The sequence below is a fragment of the Candidatus Tisiphia endosymbiont of Myopa tessellatipennis genome (genome assembly GCF_964031105.1).
GTDB lineage: Bacteria > Pseudomonadota > Alphaproteobacteria > Rickettsiales > Rickettsiaceae > Tisiphia.
This window is the reverse complement of record NZ_OZ035005.1, coordinates 933,418-956,887: the sequence shown is the minus strand read 5'-3', so window position 1 is coordinate 956,887 and position 23,470 is coordinate 933,418. Positions and strand designations below refer to the sequence as shown.

Annotated in this window: 22 protein-coding genes and 2 tRNA genes; 10 read left to right on the top strand and 14 right to left on the bottom strand. The window is 33.3% G+C overall.

The window, feature by feature from the left end; all coding sequences use genetic code 11:
- The 3 genes from AAHN03_RS04820 to AAHN03_RS04810 form a co-directional block, all read right to left on the bottom strand.
- Entirely contained in the window at positions 1-1,041 is a 1,041-nt protein-coding gene (locus AAHN03_RS04820) for a rod shape-determining protein (protein ID WP_342278302.1), read from the bottom strand.
- Between the two features lie 34 nt (positions 1,042-1,075).
- Positions 1,076-2,164 carry an LptF/LptG family permease gene (locus AAHN03_RS04815; protein WP_342278301.1) on the bottom strand — a complete coding sequence of 363 codons (1,089 nt, stop codon included), beginning with the start codon at positions 2,162-2,164 and terminating at the stop codon, positions 1,076-1,078.
- Positions 2,165-3,352: 1,188 nt separating this feature from the next.
- The gene (locus AAHN03_RS04810; protein ID WP_342278300.1) at positions 3,353-3,946 is read right to left on the bottom strand and encodes an ankyrin repeat domain-containing protein; all 594 of its coding nucleotides are present in this window, start codon (positions 3,944-3,946) and stop codon (positions 3,353-3,355) included.
- 163 nt (positions 3,947-4,109) lie between these two features.
- Here AAHN03_RS04810 and AAHN03_RS04805 point away from each other — a divergent pair, with 163 nt between their 5' ends.
- The 3 genes from AAHN03_RS04805 (at position 4,110) to pheT (ending at position 7,832) form a co-directional block, all read left to right on the top strand.
- Positions 4,110-4,274: a palindromic element RPE1 domain-containing protein gene (locus tag AAHN03_RS04805; protein ID WP_342278299.1), complete on the top strand. Its 165-nt coding sequence runs from the start codon at positions 4,110-4,112 to the stop codon at positions 4,272-4,274.
- A gap of 118 nt (positions 4,275-4,392) precedes the next feature.
- Positions 4,393-5,442, top strand: coding sequence for a phenylalanine--tRNA ligase subunit alpha (pheS, locus tag AAHN03_RS04800; RefSeq protein ID WP_342278298.1), 1,050 nt, complete (start codon positions 4,393-4,395; stop codon positions 5,440-5,442).
- Positions 5,439-7,832 (top strand): phenylalanine--tRNA ligase subunit beta, encoded by a 2,394-nt coding sequence (gene pheT, locus AAHN03_RS04795; protein ID WP_342278297.1) that lies wholly within the window; start codon positions 5,439-5,441, stop codon positions 7,830-7,832. The genes pheS and pheT overlap by 4 nt, the downstream gene beginning before the upstream one ends.
- 85 nt (positions 7,833-7,917) lie before the next feature.
- Here pheT and AAHN03_RS04790 read toward each other — a convergent pair whose 3' ends face one another.
- Positions 7,918-8,211, bottom strand: coding sequence for a hypothetical protein (locus AAHN03_RS04790; protein WP_341761466.1), 294 nt, complete (start codon positions 8,209-8,211; stop codon positions 7,918-7,920).
- A 161-nt stretch (positions 8,212-8,372) separates the two neighbouring features.
- Here AAHN03_RS04790 and AAHN03_RS04785 point away from each other — a divergent pair, with 161 nt between their 5' ends.
- From AAHN03_RS04785 to AAHN03_RS04770, 4 genes are all read left to right on the top strand, one after another.
- A complete protein-coding gene (locus AAHN03_RS04785; protein WP_341761148.1) occupies positions 8,373-8,534 on the top strand; it encodes a hypothetical protein in 162 nt (53 codons plus the stop codon).
- A 145-nt stretch (positions 8,535-8,679) separates the two neighbouring features.
- The gene (locus AAHN03_RS04780; protein WP_342278230.1) at positions 8,680-9,741 is read left to right on the top strand and encodes an IS110 family transposase; all 1,062 of its coding nucleotides are present in this window, start codon (positions 8,680-8,682) and stop codon (positions 9,739-9,741) included.
- Positions 9,742-10,361: 620 nt separating this feature from the next.
- Positions 10,362-11,054, top strand: coding sequence for a recombinase family protein (locus AAHN03_RS04775; protein WP_342278296.1), 693 nt, complete (start codon positions 10,362-10,364; stop codon positions 11,052-11,054).
- On the top strand, positions 11,054-11,833 hold the full coding sequence (locus AAHN03_RS04770; protein ID WP_342278295.1) for a hypothetical protein: 780 nt from the start codon (positions 11,054-11,056) through the stop codon (positions 11,831-11,833). The genes AAHN03_RS04775 and AAHN03_RS04770 overlap by 1 nt, the downstream gene beginning before the upstream one ends.
- A gap of 3 nt (positions 11,834-11,836) precedes the next feature.
- Here AAHN03_RS04770 and AAHN03_RS04765 read toward each other — a convergent pair.
- The 3 genes from AAHN03_RS04765 to AAHN03_RS04755 form a co-directional block, all read right to left on the bottom strand.
- Positions 11,837-11,913 (bottom strand) — tRNA-Arg (locus AAHN03_RS04765).
- Positions 11,914-12,517: 604 nt separating this feature from the next.
- Positions 12,518-13,681 carry a lipid-A-disaccharide synthase gene (gene lpxB / locus AAHN03_RS04760; RefSeq protein WP_342278294.1) on the bottom strand — a complete coding sequence of 388 codons (1,164 nt, stop codon included), beginning with the start codon at positions 13,679-13,681 and terminating at the stop codon, positions 12,518-12,520.
- Complete coding sequence (locus AAHN03_RS04755) at positions 13,674-15,248, bottom strand: phosphoethanolamine transferase (RefSeq protein ID WP_342278293.1); 1,575 nt, start codon at positions 15,246-15,248, stop codon at positions 13,674-13,676. Before AAHN03_RS04755 ends, lpxB begins: the two co-directional genes overlap by 8 nt.
- 39 nt (positions 15,249-15,287) lie before the next feature.
- Between AAHN03_RS04755 and ruvX the strand changes: the two genes are divergently transcribed.
- Complete coding sequence (gene ruvX, locus AAHN03_RS04750; protein ID WP_342278292.1) at positions 15,288-15,761, top strand: Holliday junction resolvase RuvX; 474 nt, start codon at positions 15,288-15,290, stop codon at positions 15,759-15,761.
- Between the two features lie 246 nt (positions 15,762-16,007).
- Here ruvX and AAHN03_RS04745 read toward each other — a convergent pair.
- The 5 genes from AAHN03_RS04745 to AAHN03_RS04725 all read right to left on the bottom strand — a co-directional run bounded on the left by AAHN03_RS04745 (position 16,008) and on the right by AAHN03_RS04725 (position 18,782).
- Positions 16,008-16,084 (bottom strand) — tRNA-Met (locus tag AAHN03_RS04745).
- A 265-nt stretch (positions 16,085-16,349) separates the two neighbouring features.
- Positions 16,350-16,577: a 50S ribosomal protein L31 gene (gene rpmE, locus AAHN03_RS04740; protein WP_342278291.1), complete on the bottom strand. Its 228-nt coding sequence runs from the start codon at positions 16,575-16,577 to the stop codon at positions 16,350-16,352.
- Positions 16,574-16,867 carry a 50S ribosomal protein L28 gene (rpmB, locus tag AAHN03_RS04735; protein WP_341761471.1) on the bottom strand — a complete coding sequence of 98 codons (294 nt, stop codon included), beginning with the start codon at positions 16,865-16,867 and terminating at the stop codon, positions 16,574-16,576. The genes rpmE and rpmB overlap by 4 nt, the downstream gene beginning before the upstream one ends.
- Positions 16,868-17,413: 546 nt before the next feature.
- Positions 17,414-18,475, bottom strand: a complete 1,062-nt coding sequence (locus tag AAHN03_RS04730; RefSeq protein WP_342278268.1) for an IS110 family transposase — start codon at positions 18,473-18,475, stop codon at positions 17,414-17,416.
- A gap of 145 nt (positions 18,476-18,620) precedes the next feature.
- A complete protein-coding gene (locus tag AAHN03_RS04725; protein ID WP_341761148.1) occupies positions 18,621-18,782 on the bottom strand; it encodes a hypothetical protein in 162 nt (53 codons plus the stop codon).
- Positions 18,783-19,010: 228 nt separating this feature from the next.
- Here AAHN03_RS04725 and AAHN03_RS04720 point away from each other — a divergent pair, with 228 nt between their 5' ends.
- Positions 19,011-20,276, top strand: a complete 1,266-nt coding sequence (locus AAHN03_RS04720; RefSeq protein ID WP_342278290.1) for a hypothetical protein — start codon at positions 19,011-19,013, stop codon at positions 20,274-20,276.
- Positions 20,277-20,479: 203 nt separating this feature from the next.
- Positions 20,480-21,106 carry a superoxide dismutase gene (locus AAHN03_RS04715; RefSeq protein WP_342278289.1) on the top strand — a complete coding sequence of 209 codons (627 nt, stop codon included), beginning with the start codon at positions 20,480-20,482 and terminating at the stop codon, positions 21,104-21,106.
- A 902-nt stretch (positions 21,107-22,008) separates the two neighbouring features.
- Here the strand turns inward: AAHN03_RS04715 and AAHN03_RS04710 are convergent.
- The gene (locus AAHN03_RS04710; RefSeq protein ID WP_342278288.1) at positions 22,009-23,070 is read right to left on the bottom strand and encodes an IS110 family transposase; all 1,062 of its coding nucleotides are present in this window, start codon (positions 23,068-23,070) and stop codon (positions 22,009-22,011) included.
- Positions 23,071-23,215: 145 nt separating this feature from the next.
- Positions 23,216-23,377: a hypothetical protein gene (locus AAHN03_RS04705; RefSeq protein WP_341761148.1), complete on the bottom strand. Its 162-nt coding sequence runs from the start codon at positions 23,375-23,377 to the stop codon at positions 23,216-23,218.
- Positions 23,378-23,470 lie beyond the last annotated feature (93 nt).

Below are 23,470 nucleotides of genomic sequence, written 5' to 3'. Positions count from 1 at the left end.
TTAATCTTGTTTAAATAACACATGCTTAAATTTTTGAAAATCTTCTAGTACTTTTCCCGTACCAAGAGCTACGCATGATAGTGCTTCATCAGCAATAATTACCGGCAGTTTAGTTGCTTCTTTTAGGACATGATCTAAGTTTCGGAGTAATGCCCCACCACCAGTCATAACAATTCCCGTATCTACAATATCGGATGAAAGCTCTGGAGGAGTGCATTCCAACGCCACTTTTACTGCTTCTACAATTTGACTAATTGGTTCAATTAGACTGTCAGCAATTTGTCTTTCGTTTAGTAGCATTTCTTTAGGGATACCATGGATTAAATCCCGTCCTTTAATTTCCATTACTCTTGGTTCTAAACTATCATCTACGTAAGCAGCCCCAATCTGCTTTTTGATTTTTTCTGCTGTAGCTTCACCGATTAGTAAATTATAATGCCTTCTAATATAAGAAATAATAGACTCATCCATTTTATCGCCACCTACCCGTACTGATCTAGCATACACAATACCACCTAATGATAGGACTGCTACTTCTGTTGTTCCTCCGCCTACATCAACAATCATTGAACCAGTTGCTTCTGTTACTGGTAAGCCAGCACCAATTGCTGCTGCCATAGGTTCTTCTATAAGGTATACATCTCTACCTCCTGCACTCTCTGCTGCTTCTTGAATAGCTCTACGCTCAACTGGTGTAGAACCTGAGGGTACACAAATTATAATCATTGGACCAGTAAATGATCTACGATTATGTACTGTTCTGATGAAATATTTTATCATTTCTTCAGCTCCCTTAAAGTCGGCTATAACACCATCTTTTAGTGGTCTTTTTGCTTCAATGTCTGTTGGGGTACGTCCTAACATATTTTTTGCTTCCTGACCAAATGCGTATGGCTTAAATGCTCCGTCCACTTTAATCAATGCAACTACAGAAGGTTCGTTAAGTACGATTCCTTTGCCTTTGACATACACTAAAGTATTAGCCGTACCAAGATCTATGGCCATATCACATACAAATTTCCTGAAAAAGTTTGTTAACATTTTTATTTCTCCAAAATCAAATCATTTTAACGCATCAGGTTTCTTTAGAATGCATAATAACAAAATTACTGAAAAATAATATACATATATTTGGCAATAAAATAGCTAAGAAAGGGGGGGTTGCATTATATGCGAGTATTTTAAACAAAATCTCTAATAGGAAATAAATAATAAAACCTAGAAATAAGCCAATTACTAAGATTTTTTCTTGAGAATTATCACGTTGCTTGAGACTAAAAAAGCAGGCTGCTAAAACCACTGTGGTAGCCATAATTATAGGCTTAAATAACTGTTTATAGAAATAAACTTGATAGTTAGTTATTGGTAAACCAAATTCTACTAAATGTTTAATTATATCTGGTAAATCCCAAATAGCAATCATCTCAGGATTTATAAAACTATTTAGTAAGTTACTTATTGATAAATTTGTTGAAACGGTAAAATGCTCATATTGTTTGACATTATAGTTATCCGAAATTTTTACAGAAGTTAGTTTTAAATTATTATCAACTAAAATAGCATATTCCCCATCAATTCTTTTTAAGAAATTATTTTTGTCATCTAAAAATAATATAATAATCTTATTTAACTTATTGTTCACTACATCAATAGACCCAGCCTGAATAATTCTTTTATTGCCTTGATAATTCTCAATAAATAGTAAACCAGATTTTGATATTATAAAATTATTAGATGTCTTTTTACTTAATTTTGCTTCTAAAGATTCATATTTTTGTAAACCAAATGTACCAATAGGGTTACATATAGTTATTAGTATTATACCAAAAATCACCGCTGCAAAAACTGGAACAGCAATAACCCTCCAAATATGTATACCATTGCATAAAATAGTTATTAGTTCATTATGTTTAGTTAGTCTTTTTAGAAAAAATAACATCGCAATGAAGCTAAGAAGAGAAGCTACTTCATTAACTAAATAAGGTATTTTATATAATACAAGTTTCCAAAAAAAATGTGTTGGAATATATACAGCTTTAAATTTTTGCAAAAGGTCAAAGATATTTGAAAGAATTAAAACCCCGATAATCAGAAGCAATATACCGATGAAATAGCCACAATATAGCCTGAGTAGGTAAATTGAAAGAGTTTTAAAATTAATCATTTAAAAATAAAAATTGGTGACCGTATAATAGGCTCAAGTAATCATCGCCATTAGGGATGATGTCATCCCTTGTGCAAGGGTCTAAAACTATATAACATACTTTCTATGCTATTTTCTTAGACCTCTACCTAGCAGGGGTAACATCCGAAGGTACAGGGATGACCACCCTCATAGACGTCAACTTAAGAGCGTAATGATTGAACAGGTATAAACAAATTAAACACAGCCGTCATCACGAGGCATCGTTAGATGCCGTGGCGATCTAGATAAACAGCGAAGCTGTTTTTTAGAGTAACGCTTCGCGTATCTTAGATTGCCGCGTCGCCGCTTGCAGCGGCTTCTCGCAATGACGTTTAGGTTTGATTTACTTATACATGCTCAATCATTACGCTCTTAAGTTGACGCTTATGTGACCACCCTAGGCTATTAAACCGATGTCTTACATCGAATTGAGGTCAATATACTCGATGAAAATCAAGAATTGCGTCGTCATTATCCAAGATTCTAGCGGTGTTCACGTACTATATGTACACCTAACAATTAGCCTTAAGTTTTTATTGACATTTACGAGTAAGTGTTAATCAATGTTTTATTGCTAAATAACATTAATTAATTTAAATAATTTTAATATTATTTAAATTAAAGTATTATATTTGATCTATTACAATAACCTATATGGTTAGATTTTTTTAGGATAACTATAGTAATCACTTTACTCAAATCCCTTGACTTCTCCTGTTTTTCTTGTCAATAAAAACTTAAGGCTAATTGTTAGATGTACACCTAGCACCTCAACTTGGTAATTCCCGCTACTATCATGATTTTGATTCTATCGTCTATCAACTCTTCATTTACTAGCAGTATATTACATTTGATACAAAAGTTCAATGTGATTTTTATTATAAAAATAACGAGCATTTTTATCTAATCATCTAGCTGTATAAACTACGAAATAATTATAAGATTATTATTTTCTAAAGTTAAATTCAGTAAGTATTGTGGGAGTAATTAGGGTCAAATAAAGTGAGCCGAAGGAAAATATAGAACCAATTATAATGTGAGCCAAGAAATTTTGAGAGTCAATTAAATCGAGCTAGACTGTATTTTTAATAAAGTCATTTAATTTGAGTTACTTGTTACCTATAAAAGCGAGCTGCTACAACTAGTCATATAGTTTTTTATCTCCATTTAAACCTCAGGAATAGGAAATGTTACATCTCCTGTAATATTGAGTGAGTATTGCAAAGTATTACTCTCTTGCGGTACTGCATTAATCTCATCGATAATTGTTTTAGGAATGTCCAGACTGTTAACATTTCCATACAAATTAATTACAGCAAGCTTGCCTATGATTGTTAAAGGTGCAACGGGATCTGAAAGTAATTTGCATCCAATATCATTACCACGAGCTTTAGTAATATAGCACGGGGTAATATTTTCTTTATTAGGTATAAGAGCAGATTTTTGGTCGTGTCTGTACAGTAGAGCCAATTCATTATTTTTATTTAAACCTGCCGCATAATGATAAACAGTATTACCATTTGTATCTTGATACTTTAAGTCATAATAACACTTTTGGAGTAATAGCTCTAAAATCTCATATGAACCATATATAACAGCCACTTGCAAAAAGGATTGACCAGCCGTATCAAGCCCCGATTGATTCGTATCAATCGATCCTTTAGAATTAATAAATTTTTCAAGAGCATTGAGGTTTTTATTACGAATTAAGCTAACAAAGCTTTCGTTTTCAGATTCTGATAATCGTTGTGTGTCAGGCATAAATATAATATTAAGTTAGTTCTATGAATTATATAGGAATATTAATAAAAAATCAAGGGTTTTATCACATTTGTAAATCGTGGTCTAGCGAGAATCGTAAAACCTTAAATTTTGGACATTATGATGCCATGAGCATAACAAAATTCTCAAAAGTAGCACCAAAATGCTAAGCATTAGACTTCTTTCGAAACTCGCTTATGCTGAGGGATTTGAAGGAGACGCGGAACGCAGAACCGCAGCGTACTCTAATGTACGTGAGGATTCGAGTACCGCATCGACGTACAAATCACCAGCAGAAGTAGAGTTTCGAAAGAAGTCTATTATGTAATAACATAAACAAGAGGCAACCCTGCAATAACATGTTATTGACATTTGCTTCTAATTAATCTAGAGATATAATAAAATTTAGTCTAATATTTATGGCTCGATATTATTATTAACTTGTTATGAATCATCTAAACCAAATATTAAAATCTGCACAAAGCAGAATAGAATCAACTCAAGCTCTATCAGAGTTGCAACAAATTAGGGTGGAGTTTCTTGGGAAACAAAGCTTACTTAATCAAGAAATGAGAAAGCTTGGTAGTCTTGAGCAAAATGATCGCAAAAAGTTAGGCGAGGCAGTTAATCTGCTTAAAGAACAGATTAGTAATTTGCTAGAAGCAAAACAAGCAGCCTTGGAGGAAATTGAATTAAATAAACGATTTGCTGAAGAGAAGACAGATTTAACAATTCCAACCCGGCAGTATAAGAAGGGGAGCATACACCCCATTACCCAAGCTACCGAAGAATTAATTCAAATATTTGCAAAATTTGGGTTAACAATTGAGTATGGTTCAACTATTGAAAATGATTGGTATAATTTTACTGCCCTAAATTTTTATGAAGATCACCCCGCAAGGCAGATGCACGATACTTTCTATCTAAAGGCAAAAGAGGCAGAACATCCCCTATTGTTACGTACTCATACTTCACCGATACAAATCAGGACGATGCAAAATGGTAAACCGCCTTTTAGGTTTATTGCTCCTGGTAGAACTTATAGGTCTGATTCCGATATGACACATACACCAATGTTCCATCAGATTGAGGGTTTAGTGATCGATGAAAATATCAATATGGGACATTTAAAATATGTTATCACTGAATTTATCAAAGATTTCTTTGAACAAACAAATATTGACATACGTTTTAGACCAAGTTTTTTCCCGTTTACTGAGCCATCGGCAGAAGTGGATATTAAGATGCAGGGTAGCAATAAATGGCTTGAGGTACTTGGTTGTGGTATGGTTCATCCAAATGTTCTTAAAAATGTTAATATAGATAGTGATCTCTATCAAGGCTTTGCCTTTGGTCTAGGTGTTGAGCGTTTTGCTATGTTAAAATACGGTATCAAGGATCTCAGACAATTTTTTGAAGGAGATATAAGATGGTTAAAACACTATAACTTCTCTGCTTTTGACTTGCCAAGTCTAGCTGGAGGATTAACAAGATGAAATTTACTTTATCTTGGTTAAAAAAATTCCTAGATACCGAGAGATCTGTTGAGGAAATTGCTGAATGTTTAACTATGCTTGGCCTTGAAGTAAAAGAAATAATAGACAGAAGGACGGAACTAAAGGATTTTGAAGTAGCTCATATACTAGCTACTAAACCTCACCCATCGGCGGACAAGCTAAAAATATGTGACGTTCAAACTAGCGAAGGTATTTTACAGATAGTTTGCGGAGCAAGTAATGCTAGGGAAAATATTAAAGTAGTACTGGCAAAAATAGGTTGTGAAATCCCTAATGGTAAATTTAAAATTAAAGAGTCGGTAATACGAGGGGAAAAAAGTTGCGGAATGTTATGTTCTGAAGCAGAACTATTAGTGGGTACTAATTCTGATGGTATAATAGAACTGATGCCCGATGCTAAGATAGGAGAGCCATTTATACAATATTATGGGTATGATGACCCAGTTTTTGACATTAACGTTACCCCAAATCGTGGTGATGCTCTTGGCGTCTATGGTATAGCTAGAGACCTAGCTAGCAAGGGTATTGGTACGCTTAAAGAATTAGAAGTACCATCAATTGCCGGAGAATTTAAATCTATTTTGGCTTTAGAGATAGAAAATAAAGAAGCATGTCCATTATTCTGCTTTCGGGAAATAAGAAATTTACAAAACAAGACAAGCCCTGATTGGTTAAAGCAATTATTGCAAAATATTGGGCTAAAACCGGTTTCAGCCCTAGTGGACGTCACTAACTATATATCGTATAGTTTCGGGCAACCAATGCATGCTTACGATAGAAGTAAATTATCAGATAAGCTGCAAATTACACTACTTAAAGAAAAAACTAAATTTCTAGCTTTGAATGGCAAAGAATATGATTTAGATGAAGGATCTTTGGTAATTCAAGATGATAGGCAAGTACTTACTCTTGCTGGTATTATAGGAGGTGATAGTAGCAAAAGTGAGCTTGAGACACAAAATGTCTTGCTAGAAGCGGCGTGTTTTTCTGCTAAATATATTACTAAAACTGGTAGATCTCTACAGATTGATACTGATTCTAGATATCGTTTTGAACGTAATATTGATCAAGCATTTACCTTAAAAGCCTTAAATATTGCAAGTAAAATGATTTTATCTATTTGTGGGGGTGAAATTTCTGATATAGTGTATAATGGGGATATCTCCTTTGTTCAAAGATTCGTGGAATTCCCTGTAGATTGTCTAGCTAAAATAACTGGTCTGAGCTTAAATAAGACAGAGATTTGTAATATTTTAGAGAAACTTGGCTTTGATATAGTAGATATAGGTGACACTCTAAAACTTACCATACCTTCTTGGCGGTATGACATAGCAATCAAAGAAGATATTGTTGAAGAAATTGTTCGTATTTATGGTTATGACAAGTTAGACTCGATTAAATTACCAAAAATGCAACTAACAAGGATTATACCTAAAGAGCAAAGAAGAATTTCTGATATTAAAAGAATTTTAGCCACTTGCGGGTATGATGAAGTCGTAACAAACTCATTCATGGATAGTAACGTCGCAAAATTATTTGCTCCAATATTTGCTCCAATAAAAGAGGAATTATTTTTACTAAATCCTATTAGTGTAGATAATAATTATATGCGACCTAACCTCATTGCAAATTTACTTAAATTAGTTCAAAAAAATTTAGCAAGATCAATTAGAGAAATTGCCTTGATGGAAATAGGACCAATCTTTAACTCTTGTAAATCTGATGGTGAGTTAGTTTTTGCTTCTGCAGTAAGATGTGGACAATATCATGTGAAAGATTGTCATTCTGAAGCTCGCTTAGTAGATGTTTTTGATATTAAATCTGACCTAGAAAATGTTTTAAATTATACTGGCTTATCGATTGATAAGTGCCAATTTTGTCCAACTGAGTTACCGTATTACCATCCGACAAAATCAAGTATTATAAAACTTGGTAAAAATGCCATAGCATATTTTGGACAAATTCATCCATCTATATTAAAGCATTTTGATATTGATTGCGAGATATTTGCCTTTGAAATAAATATTGCCAATATACCATTTGCTAAAGCAAAGTTTGCTAAAAGAGATGAGTTTATTGTTTCCGACTACCAGCCAACTTTTAGAGATTATTCTTTTGTAGTTGATCTAGAACAGCCAGTTGGCGAGATGATGACTTATATAAAGAATTCTAATAAAAAAATAATAAAATCAGTTGATATATTTGATATTTATTCAGGAGATAAACTACCATCAGGTAAGAAATCAATGGCAATTAAAGTACAATTCCAAGCAGATGATCGTACACTAAATGAAGCAGACCTAAATTTATTAAGTCAAGAAATTGTTACAATTGTTTATGAGAAATTCCAAGGTAAGTTGAGAGAATAAACTTCTACTTTCAGACTAAATATATATCCAAAAAATGCTAAAGTAACCTAAACATCCGTAATGGAAGTCAATAAAAAATAGTAACTTAACATAAATTTTCATTGTAAGAAGAATTATTTTTGACAATAGAGTGCATAAAAGCTAGTAATTTGCACATAACAACAACAAGAGCAACTTTTGCTGCTTTATGTTTAGCAATTAAGTGGTCATAAAAATTGCGTAAGTGCTTATTACATTTCTTAAAAGCCTCAATGCGTAAATCATCCCAGTTAGTTAAGTTAGCTAGGGTTTTATTTAATACTTTCCCGTCTTCGCGATAAGAGGTACGAAGCAATATTGCAGGACGAGAATTTCTATTTAGGACAGTTGTAATATACATGAATAAGATTCATACCCTTCTTATTCTAGCCATGTCAAGTAAAAAATATCATTTACATGACTACAAATTTATCGCAGAATTCTTGTAAACCTTACTTTCCTGCCTCTTCAAGCACTTCTCCCTCTCGAAGATAAGACGCGACTCATCTTCGAGACGAAAAAGTGCTTAAAACGTCTAAAGAATCAGGTTTGCAGTGGTTTTGGCATGAAGTTTGTAGTCATGTAAACATCACTTTTCTACTTGACATACTAAAAATTAGTCAACATAATGCTTCTTATGTGTATTACCATTGTTTTGTTTCAAATAAAAACTCTTGTCATTAAAGTACACTTTTATCAGTATTTCTTTATTATAAAATTCCACAGGTGAAAAAATAATGGTATGGACCTCCTGATATACAGAATGAAAAGCAGTTGCTAATCTTCTAAAGTTAATATTAAATATTAAAATAACAATCAGGATGCTAAGATGGAAGTTACCACAATTGGTATAGATATTGCAAAAAGAATTTTCCAAATTCATGGTGTAGATAAAAATGGTAAGACGGTATTAAAGAAAAAATTAATGAGAGATCAAGTTTTAACATTTATGGCTAATTTACCAAAATGTTTGGTAGGGATGGAAGCTTGCGGCGGAGCTAGTTACTGGGCAAGAGAAATAACTAAATTGGGGCATACAGTAAAACTAATGGCAGCACAATTTGTCAAACCGTATGTTAAAACTAATAAAAATGATCAAGCTGATGCAGAAGCTATATGTGAAGCGGTAACAAGACCAAATATGAGGTTTGTACCAATTAGAACTGTAGAACAACAAGATATTTTATCAATTCATCGAGTAAGAGAGAGATTGGTAAAAAATCGTACTGCCCTTGCTAATGAAATTAGGGGTCTACTACATGAATTTGGTTTTATTATTCCTCAAGGGATCAATAAGGTTATGACAAAATTAACCGAGATTTCAGATGAAGGAAATTTAAGCCAGCTGGGTTATCAAACATTTAGTGAACTGAAAGAGGAATTTTTGGATAATGACAAAAAAATAAAAGAGATAGAAAAAAGATTAAAAATAATAGCTAGCAACTTAACTCAATATCAACGATTAACAGCTATACCTAGTCTTGGTTTAATTACTGCTACTGCTTTAATAGCATCAATAGGTAATGCTACAAGTTTTGAGAATGGTAGGCAATTATCGGCATGGTTTGGATTAGTGCCAAGGCAGCATTCCAGTGGAGGGAAAGATAAGTTGCTTGGAATTAGCAAGCGAGGTGATGTTTACTTGCGTACTCTATTGATCCAAGGAGCTAGAGCTGTACTAAATGCCAAGATAAGATTTACATCGGAAGAACAAAAATCTAAAAAAGATTTTAGCAAATTTACGCAGTGGATGTTTAATTTATCTGAGCGAAATGGACATAATAAAACAGTAGTTGCTGTAGCTAATAAACTGGCAAGAGTGGTGTTTGCAGTACTAAGGTCAGGGGATGATTATGTAGAGAGTAAAGTTTGTAGCACAAAGCTATTATAATTAACATAAAATAAAATAAATAGTGGTTTATTAATTAATAGGTAAACAAAGAATATGTAAGAGATTCCAACCCGGAATATGCGTGAGATAATAATATTGATGGTAAATAAGACAAACCTTAGCTTACAAAGAAACTGATGACTACAATGGCTCTTTGAAGCCGATAAAATGATAAGTATATAGTAAATTTGTAAGCCAGCGAATTCCATCAGGGCTGTAGGATAAATTACACATAATTTATTAACTATAAACCGGATACATGTATGCATTTGCATTTTTGCTATTAGATGTTATTTTTTTCTTGCATTTTACAGGAGGTCCATACATGTAGTCAGTAACAAAAATTTAATTTTCTGTCCCACACACCGCATGACAATCTACTTCTATAGCATAATTTCTGCTCATATTTATCTCGAAGATGAGTCGCGATAAGAGGTACGAAGCAATATTGCAGGACAAGAATTTCTATTTGGAACAGTTGTAATATACATGAAAGAGATTATATCTCTAAATTCCAGCATTGTCAAATAAAAAATATCATTTACATGACTATAAATCTTATAGCAAAATCCTTATAAACCTCATTCTTTAGGTGTTTTAAGCACTTTTTCGTCTAGAAGATGAGTCGCGTTTCAACAAAAGAACAAGAAGAAGGCTATTCTATTGAAGCGCAAAAATACCGATTACAAGAATATTGTATGCGTAAAGGTTTAGAAATTCTAAGAATATTTGAATTCTCTGAATCATCAACAGTAGGTAATCGTAAAAAGTTTATGGAGGCTATAGATTTTGCTAAAAAACAAAAAGAGGTTATAGCAGTAGTTGCAGATAAAGTTGATCGATTACAACGTAGTTATAAAGAAACACCTATACTAAATGATCTAATTGAAAGAGCAAAAATCGAACTACATTTTTACACAGAAAATTGTATAATACATAAATATTCTACGTCACAAGAAAAGATGATGTGGAATATTTTTGTATTAATGGCTCAAGCCTTTGTTGATAGTCTTAGAGATAATGTCAACCGCAGTATAGACCAAAAATTACGTTTAGGGGAATGGATCAGTACTGCCCCTATTGGTTACTTGCATATCAAAGGACACGGTACAGGACATAACAAAGGAAAAATAATCATTGATCCTGATCGTGGTCCTTTAATTAAAAAAATATTTGAAACATATGCTACAGGCAGTCATACTCTACCTGAAATACTAAAGAATGAGGATTACGTAATTCTAGAGGTAATCAAGATTATTTATGCCACTCTCATCTTTATTCTATTATTACAAATCTATTTTATTACGGAGTAATGCGAGTCCTAAAAACTAAAAAAGAATACCAACATATATATCCTCCTCTAATTAGTAAAGAATTATTTGATACTTGCCAAAGGGTACGTGTTAACTGGAATAAAAAACCGTTTAAATATAGAGAAAAAGAATATATATTTAGAGGATTTATAAAATGTGCTGTTACTGGTCGTGTGATCACTGCTGATACTAAGCAGAAGACTTATCCTAATGGTAGTACAGCAGAGTGGATATATTTACTAGGATGGCATCCTGATAACCCTAATAAAAGGATATACGTGAAAGAAGAAATAATACTACAGGAAGTAGAAAAAGTATTAGCAACACTCCATCTAGATCCTAATTTGCTAGCTGAAGTAATTGCTTATATTAAAAGCTCAGCAAAAATAGAGCAAGGTTTTCATAAAATGCGTATAGGAGAGTTACATGCTGAGCATACTAAGATCAAAACTCGTATGGATAGGTTAACTGATTTATTTTTAGACGGTGATATTAGCAAGGAAGATCATGAAGGAAAACGTCAGCAATTAATACAAAAACGTGAAGATATCGTGAGAGAAATAGAAAGCCATAACAATGCTGATGATAAATTTTCAGAACGCCTAGTTAACCTAGTAGAACTGGCTTCTGGAGCGTTAGAAACATTTAAAGGTTCGAATATTGAGAAAAAACGCAAATTGTTAAATCTTGTATTTTCGAACCTAGAGCTGAATGGCTGTAAGCTAGATTATACCTTGCGTCCACCGTTTGACGCATTCGTAAAATGCACTAAAATCTAAGAATGGCGCACCCTAGAGGATTCGAACCTCTGACCTACGGATTAGAAATCCGTTGCTCTATCCAGCTGAGCTAAGGGTGCGTATACTCAAATGATTTGGAGAATTGGGACAATAAACAAGGGATGAGCGAACGCAAGCAGTACATAAAATACGTGAGTACGCGAAATCCCTGCAAGTATTTGCAAAAGCCAATTCTTCAAAGCAGAAGAGTATATATATATACTTCTATGATTTCAAGAGTTAATAGACGATAGTATAACTTCAAGAAGAGCTAGGCAGTAGCAAAGTCGAGCGGCGTAGCGTACATGAGTAACGGGGCAGCTGAAATCTTTAGGTCGCGAGACCTTAATTCTTGAAGTTCTACCTGAGTATATACAAAGATGTTTATTTTATATCAGCTAAGGTGATCTTTTTCAAGTGCAAAAAATAATAACTTTTCTTCTAACATAACTGGTTCTTGTATCTAATAGTCAACTTCATCGTTATTTTTATTCTCTAGTTCTTACAAACTTGATATTTATTATATATATACTACTCGTAAATGAAGAGTTGATAGACGATAGAATCAAAATCATGATAGTAGCGGGAATTACCAAGTCGAGGTGCTAGGCGTACTATAGTACGTGAGTACCGCAGATCTTGGATAATGACGACGCAATTCTTGATTTTCTATCTGAGTATATATCAGTTTAAACATTCTGACTTTATAATATATGCTGCTACGCTTGAAGGAGAGCTAGGGCTTTTAAAACCTAATTCTATTAAAATCTTCCTGCTTTCTTTCACTTGCTGCGCTGCTTTTTTCCTGTCAACTAATAGTGATGTAAGCTTATCTGCTATATTTGATTTAGTACAGTTAAACTGGATAAATTCTGGTAATATCTCTTTATTAGCAATAATATTAATCAAAGAAATATAAGGTATTTTTATTAGTAACTTTATTAATAGAAAGCTTAAGATATTTAATTTATAAGCAACAATCATTGGAGTATTACAAGCGGCAATTTCTAAGGTATTAGTGCCAGATTTTGCTAGAGCAAGGGTAGCTACAGCAAAAATCTTAAGTCTATCACTCGAGAAATGGTAGTTAAATGCTGCATCTGATAAAAATGGTTCAATTAAAGATTTATGACTAGGCTCAGCCGTGACAAATATCACTTCAAGATTAGGGAATTTTTTTGCTAGTAGATTGATTGCCGCCGTGAATACCGGAGCATGTCTTGTTATTTCACCTTTGCGGCTACCACAAGTGACACATAACACTTCTGAATGAACAGGTATTTGTAATTCTCGCTTTAATAGCTCTTTATCTTTATCATCATAAAAATACTGCTCTAATATTGGATGACCAATATACCGGCAATCTAGACCTACCTTCTGAAAGTATGGTGGTTCGAATGGCAGTAAAGCCAACAAATAATCGTAAATTTTAGCGTATTTCATAGCCCGGGAAGGTTTGTATGCCCAAACGGAGGGTGCGACAATATGAATAATCTTTAAATTGGGCCGGACTGCTCGAATCTTCTTTGCCACTCTATAAGTAAAGCTTGGCGAGTCTATGGTAATTAACAAATCTGGGGCATGCTGAATTATATCAGCAATAGTATGCTTGATTAGCTTAGTGATCTTAAAAATATGTGGTATAATTTCGACGAAACCCATAAGATTTATTTGACTAATCGGGAAAAGGCTATGCTCTAACCCCGCTTCTTCCATCTTGCTTCCCCCTACACCAACGAACTCTAATTGTATCTCCTCCAGCTTATAGAGATCTTTTAGGCTTTGTATCAAATGACTCCCTATAAAATCTCCTGAAATTTCACCAGCAATTAGATAAATTTTAGCCATTTGACCGTTGCTTACTACATAGGCTTAAATTTTTGTCAATCACAGCAGAATGAATGCCAACACAATTAAGGATCGAATGAAATACATAGTCATGACTAATTTCAGTGCCTAAATGATTGGCTATAGAACTTACCAAATCAGGATGTCTTTTTTTAAATTCATCCGATACCCAAACTAGAAAAGGCACTGTGGTTTGTTCTGGGATCATAGGTCCACCGTGACCGTAATAACCATGTTCTCCCAAAGATTCTGCATGATCAGAAACATACATTAGGATAGCGTTACTATTTTTTAATAGACCTATTACATTATACAAAAAAAAATCTGTATATAAAATGGTATTATCGTAATCATTAATCAACCCTTCAATATCACAACTGCTCTGATCTACCTTAGTAATGGAATTACACTTAGGAGTAAATTTTTGAAATTCTTTAGGATATCGAGCAGAATATTTCCAATGACTACCAGCTGTGTGGATAACTAAAACATTTTTAGTAGTAGAATTTACAATATTATTTTCAATATGAGGTAACATTTCTCCATCGTGATCAAGCCTCTTTAATAAAATAGAACCACTGGGTATTATAGCAAATCTAACTTCATCATAAATTGTAACGGGATTTTTACTTCTTAAGTATCCTACTATACTCTGAGTGCCAATCCAATTAGTGTTAAAACCAAGCATGGTAAAAATTGATAAAAAACTCGTTTCTTCTATACTTTTGTATAAGCTACTCGCAGGATGGCGAGATAGAAGAGATGGGACAGAAAGATGTGTGTGATTGGAAGCAGACTGTGCTTTAAATGAAAAAAGATTTTCAACAGAACTTAAATATGGCGTAGTGTTCCTGTGATAACCATTAATACCAAAATGATCAAATCGTGCTGATTCTCCTATTACAAGTACTACTGTAATATTTTGATCCGATTGATCAATGAAAGAAAACTTCTTACTTATATCATCACGCATTGCACTTTTTTTGCTATTTAAAGATAAATATGTATTATGTAAATATTGGATAGGAAAATAACCCTTTAGCAAATTAAACTGCGGCATAATAATATTATTAATGGTAATTAAAAGACAAATTGCCGATAGTAATTTTGTAACAAATAGTTTACTATCTAAAATAGAGAAATGCTTCATCGTATAAATACAAGTAGCTAGGCTAAAAATTAGCCAAACAATTAGCCTAATACTAGCTATCTCATATACTTCATTGAAGTCAGTAGAGAAAAAGCTACCCATCATCTCTTTTGTAGGAGAAATTTTGAAAAGATATAGATAATAGCTGGCAATTGCTCCCGTTATAAATAAAAATATTGCTCCTATTATAAAAACAAGTCGATGGATAGTTAAACCAAAAAAAATGATAAAGCAAGTAAAGCAAATATAAATAGAGTCCTTACTCAACTCCAATATTGCTTTAAAAAAAGCGACTTTGTAGTAGCTGAACTTGTAAACAATAACTGCTGAATTAAAAAGTAGAAAATAAATAAAAGAGAACACCAAAGATAGTTTGATTAGGTTACTATCTAAATGTTTTTGGATTAGTTTTAACATATAAATAACGTACTTTTGTATGATTGTAACTTAGGTATCATGATAACATCAACACTGCAAGAGTTTTTTCAACTTTTACAAGTTAATAAACCAATTATATCTGTTGATTATGGGACACGCAAAACAGGCATCGCTATCTCAAATCAAGAACATACCCTCGCTATGCCTATAAAAACTATATATGAGATAACAGAAGAAAATAAGATCAAATCAATATTAGACTTGATCTCAACCTATTCTAGCTGTGGTGTTGTCGTAGGACTGCCGATTAGTATGAATGGTCAGGCTAGTGATCAAACTGCGATTGTATTAAAATTTAGCAAAAAGCTTAGTTTAGCCATAAATCTTCCTATATATCTACAAGATGAAAGACTTACTTCCCTTGCTGCCAATAGTTTATTAAAATCGCTAGGAATCAAAAGACGAGAACGTAACCAAAAAGATGATTCAATTGCAGCAAGTATGATTTTAGAAACTACTTTAGATTCTATTAAGAAACTCCACAGAAGATAAGTAGTGTATTCTAGTGTAATAAAAATACATAGGCGTCATATACTGCTCGTAAATGAAGAGTTGATAGACGATAGAATCTAAATCATGATAGTAGCAGGAATTACCAAATCGAGGTGTTAGGCGTACATATTAGTACGTGAGTACCGCTAGAATCTTGGATAATGACGACACAATTCTTGATTTTCATCGAGTATATATGGGACACTACAAGAACAAACTCAGATAGACTAAAACTCGTACCATAATTGGTTGCGGGGGTTGGATTTGAACCAACGACCTTCAGGTTATGAGCCTGACGAGCTACCAAACTGCTCCACCCCACGATAATGGAAGTACCTGTGAATTGATTCTTTTTGGTAATTTTATTGTCAAAATTTGCTTCCGTTCCTTACGTATATTTGCGTACTGCTTGCGGTATACTCTTCTACATTTTTCCTAAAAATTATTCAATTCGTAGACACTCCTATAATATACGCACACACCTACTATGACGTCACCCTAAATTTATTTCAGAACCTAAACACTACTTAGTTTTAACAAATCCTCCACCCCGTTCAGGTTGACATCTACCTTGAGTAAAAAGCCTAGCTATACCTTTTTACCAAAACTAAGCCCAGCAAACTTTTTATTAAAGTCACTGATATTTTTATTAGATTGGTTAACAACATTTCCAAATTCTTTAGTCCATGCTGGATGTTTCCTATAATCCACATCCATCAAAATCTCTTCTGCATGACCACCGGAATTTGTTTCAAAAACATCCTTACTAATAATAATTTTGAATTTTTTATATTTTGGGTGTATTCCAGTTTTCATAATGAAGCACCAACTTTTTTCTCAACTATCTTTCTTTTAATTATCTGTGCTTTATCTGAGAGTACATCACATGATATTTTAAGCATATATGCATCAAAACCACCTACTTTCTCAACAGAACGCATACATTTGGCATTTACCGAGAGCTTATATTCTTGCTTCGTCAGATCACTTGCAAACCTTACCACCCTTAGGTTAGGTTCAAATCGTCTTCTAGTTTTTCTTTGTGAGTGTGATACTTTATTACCATATAAAACACCTACTCCACTAAGCTCACATCTACGAGACATCGTGATCTCCCTTCCCATAATTTATAACACAGGATTATACTATATAATAAGGTCTTATGTCAATATGTATATTAACATTATGCAAATTTTATGCAAAAATCGTTAACACTTTTGAAGTAGCGACTCATCTTCGAGATAAATATGAGCAGAAATTATGCTATAGAACGTGAGTATTATGCGACGAGTGGAGTGTAGAATTAAATTCTCGTTACTGACTACATGTATGAACCTCCTGTAAAATGCAAGAAAAAAATAACATCTAATAGCAAAAATGCAAATGCATACATGTATCCGGCTTATAGTTAATAAATTATGTGTAATTTATCCTACAGCCCTGATGGAATTCGCTGGCTTACAAATTTACTATATACTTATCATTTTATCGGCTTCAAAGAGCCATTGTAGTCATCAGTTTCTTTGTAAGCTAAGGTTTGTCTTATTTACCATCAATATTATTATCTCACGCATATTCCGGGTTGGAATCTCTTACATATTCTTTGTTTACCTATTAATTAATAAACCACTATTTATTTTATTTTATGTTAATTATAATAGCTTTGTGCTACAAACTTTACTCTCTACATAATCATCCCCTGACCTTAGTACTGCAAACACCACTCTTGCCAGTTTATTAGCTACAGCAACTACTGTTTTATTATGTCCATTTCGCTCAGATAAATTAAACATCCACTGCGTAAATTTGCTAAAATCTTTTTTAGATTTTTGTTCTTCCGATGTAAATCTTATCTTGGCATTTAGTACAGCTCTAGCTCCTTGGATCAATAGAGTACGCAAGTAAACATCACCTCGCTTGCTAATTCCAAGCAACTTATCTTTCCCTCCACTGGAATACTGCCTTGGCACTAATCCAAACCATGCCGATAATTGCCTACCATTCTCAAAACTTGTAGCATTACCTATTGATGCTATTAAAGCAGTAGCAGTAATTAAACCAAGACCAGGTATAGCTGTTAATCGTTGATATTGAGTTAAGTTGCTAGCTATTATTTTTAATCTTTTTTCTATCTCTTTTATTTTTTTGTCATTATCCAAAAATTCCTCTTTCAGTTCACTAAATGTTTGATAACCCAGCTGGCTTAAATTTCCTTCATCTGAAATCTCGGTTAATTTTGTCATAACCTTATTGATCCCTTGAGGAATAATAAAACCAAATTCATGTAGTAGACCCCTAATTTCATTAGCAAGGGCAGTACGATTTTTTACCAATCTCTCTCTTACTCGATGAATTGATAAAATATCTTGTTGTTCTACAGTTCTAATTGGTACAAACCTCATATTTGGTCTTGTTACCGCTTCACATATAGCTTCTGCATCAGCTTGATCATTTTTATTAGTTTTAACATACGGTTTGACAAATTGTGCTGCCATTAGTTTTACTGTATGCCCCAATTTAGTTATTTCTCTTGCCCAGTAACTAGCTCCGCCGCAAGCTTCCATCCCTACCAAACATTTTGGTAAATTAGCCATAAATGTTAAAACTTGATCTCTCATTAATTTTTTCTTTAATACCGTCTTACCATTTTTATCTACACCATGAATTTGGAAAATTCTTTTTGCAATATCTATACCAATTGTGGTAACTTCCATCTTAGCCTCCTGATTGTTATTTTAATATTTAATATTAACTTTAGAAGATTAGCAACTGCTTTTCATTCTGTATATCAGGAGGTCCATACCATTATTTTTTCACCTGTGGAATTTTATAATAAAGAAATACTGATAAAAGTGTACTTTAATGACAAGAGTTTTTATTTGAAACAAAACAATGGTAATACACATAAGAAGCATTATGTTGACTAATTTTTAGTATGTCAAGTAGAAAAGTGATGTTTACATGACTACAAACTTCATGCCAAAACCACTGCAAACCTGATTCTTTAGACGTTTTAAGCACTTTTTTGTCTCGAAGATGAGTCGCTAATAGACGATTTTTAACTTTCAACAGTTGTGACTAGCAGGGGGGTGACATCGAAAGGGAATCAATGGTTCAGCCCTAATGGGGATTATACTGATAATTTATTACATCGAAATTTGTGTTTTTTTACTTAGAGTCCTTGACTTCGTTAAATTAATAACGTTATATTGTATACTTAAGAAATGTTAATTAAGTAGGAGTAGTTGTATGACAAGTGGTAAAGAAAACTTAAGGTTTGCCAATGAATCTGTGAATAAGCTAGCTGAGGCTTCAATTGCAGCCTATGTTAGCTTACCACCATCTTCTCCTGATAAGAAAAATTTAGAAGATGTTGCTGAGATTATAACTAGTACGATAAATGTTGCGGATGGAAGTAACTTACAGAAAAATCTAGAAGCGTTAACCAAAAAGGTTGAAAACAGTAAAAATCGTTCCCCAATTGTTATTAAAGCAAGGGAATGGACTCGTTCTCTTATTAAGTTTTTAAAATTTTCATTTAGTAAACAACATAAAGAAGAGTTAAAACAAGTAGAATCAGATTTTATTAAAGAGCTTGAACTTATAAAAAGTTACTATAAGGCTATTCCCCTTGTGCAGGAGCAAATATCTACAAGCATTCCAGCAAAAGAAACCGGGGTTTTGCCCCCATCTCTGGTAGAAACTCAGCAGAAACCTCATGTAACGACGGCTACCACAGCACCGGTAGTAGTACATGAAACTGCACACTTTACTATCTCAGTGCAGGCAACAGTTACTCCTCCTAACGATCCAGTTACGCCACCACCTCCTCCACCTCCTCCGCCTTCACCTCTTCATTCTAATGTAGTGCTGCAACAGATATCTCAAGCTGATTTGTTGGCGGCTATAACAAAAGGTAACTTTAAGTTAAACAAAGTAGAAGACCGAACATTAAATGAATTACCTGCAGACCAAGCAGATGATCCCTTTATGAATGAGTTGCAGAAAAAGTTGGCAGTACGTCGAGGATTTATTGAGGGGCAAGGCGATAAGAAGGTATCTCCAACATATGCTAAAGACGCTGCTGAATTTGAAAGGCTGGGAAGAGAAGAAGAAGCACGCCAAAAAAGACAAGAGGAGATAGATGCTCCAAGGATAGCAGCAGCACTAAGGGAAGAGGAGGAAAAGAAGTTAGCAGCTGAAAAGATACTATCTCCTCCTAAGGTTCAATCTAAGCTTGGAGAAATTCCACCACCACCTCCTCAGCCACTTTCTCCGCCTAGTACAAACTCGCTACCTAATATTAGAAAATTAGAAACAGCTGTAGAAGAATCCCCAACAACCAAGCCACAGACTGAGCAAAAGAGACCGGGGTTTGCTGTCGGTTCAGCAGATATCACAAATGCACTAGCAGGGTTAAGAAAAGCAGTTATTTCTCCTCAAAAAGAAACAGAAGCACCTACACAAAATTTGGGAGTAAAACTTAAACAAAAAACAGATGCACATACTAGGTAACCGACAAAACAGTGCAATTCAGCTCAATAGGCTTCGATGTCATTCCTAGCTAAAAGCGGGAATTCAAAAAATAGCCTGCAAAAGTTATATGGTTATGATATACTAAACCTCAATTTCAGATTAATTTCATTAATCCGAAATTGGAATGACAACGAGAGTGCTTAATAAAAAAGTAAGTATTTTATACTAAAATTGAGGAAATTATGATATATTGCAAACAATCTAACCAAACATCTTATCCTTTTGTCTTGCCGGAATTACCTTATGGTAAAAGTGATTTTGTTCCGCATTTTTCCCCTGAAACTTTTGACTACCACCATGGGAAACACCACCAAACATATGTAACTAACCTGAATAATCTTTTACAAGATAATCAGGAATTGCAGAAAAAAAGTTTGGAAGAATTAATAATTTCTACAAGCATAAAACCAACTGAAGCAGCCATATTTAATAATGCAGCACAAATATGGAATCATACTTTCTTTTGGCATTCTATTAAGCCTTCAGGTGGAGGAAAGCCTACTAGTAAGATATTGGAACAGATAAATAAAGATTTTGGCAGTTACGAGAATTTTGCTACTGAATTTAAGCAAGCAGCAGTAAGCCAATTTGGTAGCGGCTGGGCGTGGTTAGTCTCTAATAATGGGAAATTACAAATAGTAAAAACGAGTAATGGTGAAACTCCTATTACTAAATCTATGAAACCTCTGCTTACCTGTGATGTTTGGGAGCATGCATACTATATAGATTATCGTAATAAGCGTCTAGACTATGTCTCAGTTTATATAGAACATATGATTAATTGGCAATTTGCTGAAAGTCATCTTTGAAACTTAATTTTAGAAAAAATACAATCAATAATTAAGGTAATTAGTTATGAAAAGAAAGCATACTGATATAGAAAAATCATTAGTAAACGTAAAGGAATATCAAGACCTTTGTTCCTGTGCAGATTCATAACACTACAGCAAACTAGAAAAGCATGATAAGAGATATCTTAAAACAGCACTAAGAGAAGTACAAGATTCATTAGACATAAAGAAAAAGAAAGAACTCTGCAACAATTATGATCCAAACTACTACGGTGTCGTAGGCGTATTAAAGGTTATTAAAGTAGCCCAAAAACATAAAATAGAACTACCAAATAGATTAACATTCTGTAACTCTATGAATAAAAAAGCAAGTTGCTCAGAAGATGAAGCTAAAAATGGCTTTGTTGCATAAATAGGATTTGAGATAAATTACTCACCAAATTGTAAAAAATGGTATCAGGATTCTCTACAAGACTGTTAGGAGCAGTTAATATTTGTGTCATATTCCCTCCCCTTGAAAATCAGTTAGAGAGAAAATTTGTCTAATATTTTTGTGACTATAAATTGGTTGTAAAGTTGCATAAAATGACTACATGTATGGACCTCCTGTAAAATGCAAGAAAAAAATAACATCTAATAGCAAAAATGCAAATGCATACATGTATCCGGCTTATAGTTAATAAATTATGTGTAATTTATCCTACAGCCCTGATGGAATTCGCTGGCTTACAAATTTACTATATACTTATCATTTTATCGGCTTCAAAGAGCCATTGTAGTCATCAGTTTCTTTGTAAGCTAAGGTTTGTCTTATTTACCATCAATATTATTATCTCACGCATATTCCGGGTTGGAATCTCTTACATATTCTTTGTTTACCTATTAATTAATAAACCACTATTTATTTTATTTTATGTTAATTATAATAGCTTTGTGCTACAAACTTTACTCTCTACATAATCATCCCCTGACCTTAGTACTGCAAACACCACTCTTGCCAGTTTATTAGCTACAGCAACTACTGTTTTATTATGTCCATTTCGCTCAGATAAATTAAACATCCACTGCGTAAATTTGCTAAAATCTTTTTTAGATTTTTGTTCTTCCAATGTAAATCTTATCTTGGCATTTAGTACAGCTCTAGCTCCTTGGATCAATAGAGTACGCAAGTAAACATCACCTCGCTTGCTAATTCCAAGCAACTTATCTTTCCCTCCACTGGAATGCTGCCTTGGCACTAATCCAAACCATGCCGATAATTGCCTACCATTCTCAAAACTTGTAGCATTACCTATTGATGCTATTAAAGCAGTAGCAGTAATTAAACCAAGACCAGGTATAGCTGTTAATCGTTGATATTGAGTTAAGTTGCTAGCTATTATTTTTAATCTTTTTTCTATCTCTTTTATTTTTTTGTCATTATCCAAAAATTCCTCTTTCAGTTCACTAAATGTTTGATAACCCAGCTGGCTTAAATTTCCTTCATCTAAAATCTCGGTTAATTTTGTCATAACCTTATTGATCCCTTGAGGAATAATAAAACCAAATTCATGTAGTAGACCCCTAATTTCATTAGCAAGGGCAGTACGATTTTTTACCAATCTCTCTCTTACTCGATGAATTGATAAAATATCTTGTTGTTCTACAGTTCTAATTGGTACAAACCTCATATTTGGTCTTGTTACCGCTTCACATATAGCTTCTGCATCAGCTTGATCATTTTTATTAGTTTTAACATACGGTTTGACAAATTGTGCTGCCATTAGTTTTACTGTATGCCCCAATTTAGTTATTTCTCTTGCCCAGTAACTAGCTCCGCCGCAAGCTTCCATCCCTACCAAACATTTTGGTAAATTAGCCATAAATGTTAAAACTTGATCTCTCATTAATTTTTTCTTTAATACCGTCTTACCATTTTTATCTACACCATGAATTTGGAAAATTCTTTTTGCAATATCTATACCAATTGTGGTAACTTCCATCTTAGCCTCCTGATTGTTATTTTAATATTTAATATTAACTTTAGAAGATTAGCAACTGCTTTTCATTCTGTATATCAGGAGATCCATACCATTATTTTTTCACCTGTGGAATTTTATAATAAAGAAATACTGATAAAAGTGTACTTTAATGACAAGAGTTTTTATTTGAAACAAAACAATGGTAATACACATAAGAAGCATTATGTTGACTAATTTTTAGTATGTCAAGTAGAAAAGTGATGTTTACATGACTACAAACTTCATGCCAAAACCACTGCAAACCTGATTCTTTAGACGTTTTAAGCACTTTTTTGTCTCGAAGATGAGATTCGAGTATATAAACCTTTGATTCTATTCATTCAACTTAAAAATTTTTTAAATATTGCTTGCATGTAATGGA

Excerpts from the sequence above, each read along its gene's own strand:
- AAHN03_RS04820 (WP_342278302.1), bottom strand. The coding sequence starts at position 1,041 with ATGTTAACAAACTTTTTCAGGAAATTTGTATGTGATATGGCCATAGAT.
- AAHN03_RS04815 (WP_342278301.1), bottom strand. The coding sequence starts at position 2,164 with ATGATTAATTTTAAAACTCTTTCAATTTACCTACTCAGGCTATATTGT.
- AAHN03_RS04810 (WP_342278300.1), bottom strand. The coding sequence starts at position 3,946 with ATGCCTGACACACAACGATTATCAGAATCTGAAAACGAAAGCTTTGTT.
- AAHN03_RS04805 (WP_342278299.1), top strand. The coding sequence starts at position 4,110 with ATGCTAAGCATTAGACTTCTTTCGAAACTCGCTTATGCTGAGGGATTT.
- pheS (WP_342278298.1), top strand. The coding sequence starts at position 4,393 with ATGAATCATCTAAACCAAATATTAAAATCTGCACAAAGCAGAATAGAA.
- pheT (WP_342278297.1), top strand. The coding sequence starts at position 5,439 with ATGAAATTTACTTTATCTTGGTTAAAAAAATTCCTAGATACCGAGAGA.
- AAHN03_RS04790 (WP_341761466.1), bottom strand. The coding sequence starts at position 8,211 with ATGTATATTACAACTGTCCTAAATAGAAATTCTCGTCCTGCAATATTG.
- AAHN03_RS04780 (WP_342278230.1), top strand. The coding sequence starts at position 8,680 with ATGGAAGTTACCACAATTGGTATAGATATTGCAAAAAGAATTTTCCAA.
- AAHN03_RS04775 (WP_342278296.1), top strand. The coding sequence starts at position 10,362 with ATGAGTCGCGTTTCAACAAAAGAACAAGAAGAAGGCTATTCTATTGAA.
- AAHN03_RS04770 (WP_342278295.1), top strand. The coding sequence starts at position 11,054 with ATGCGAGTCCTAAAAACTAAAAAAGAATACCAACATATATATCCTCCT.
- lpxB (WP_342278294.1), bottom strand. The coding sequence starts at position 13,681 with ATGGCTAAAATTTATCTAATTGCTGGTGAAATTTCAGGAGATTTTATA.
- AAHN03_RS04755 (WP_342278293.1), bottom strand. The coding sequence starts at position 15,248 with ATGTTAAAACTAATCCAAAAACATTTAGATAGTAACCTAATCAAACTA.
- ruvX (WP_342278292.1), top strand. The coding sequence starts at position 15,288 with ATGATAACATCAACACTGCAAGAGTTTTTTCAACTTTTACAAGTTAAT.
- rpmE (WP_342278291.1), bottom strand. The coding sequence starts at position 16,577 with ATGAAAACTGGAATACACCCAAAATATAAAAAATTCAAAATTATTATT.
- rpmB (WP_341761471.1), bottom strand. The coding sequence starts at position 16,867 with ATGTCTCGTAGATGTGAGCTTAGTGGAGTAGGTGTTTTATATGGTAAT.
- AAHN03_RS04730 (WP_342278268.1), bottom strand. The coding sequence starts at position 18,475 with ATGGAAGTTACCACAATTGGTATAGATATTGCAAAAAGAATTTTCCAA.
- AAHN03_RS04720 (WP_342278290.1), top strand. The coding sequence starts at position 19,011 with ATGACAAGTGGTAAAGAAAACTTAAGGTTTGCCAATGAATCTGTGAAT.
- AAHN03_RS04715 (WP_342278289.1), top strand. The coding sequence starts at position 20,480 with ATGATATATTGCAAACAATCTAACCAAACATCTTATCCTTTTGTCTTG.
- AAHN03_RS04710 (WP_342278288.1), bottom strand. The coding sequence starts at position 23,070 with ATGGAAGTTACCACAATTGGTATAGATATTGCAAAAAGAATTTTCCAA.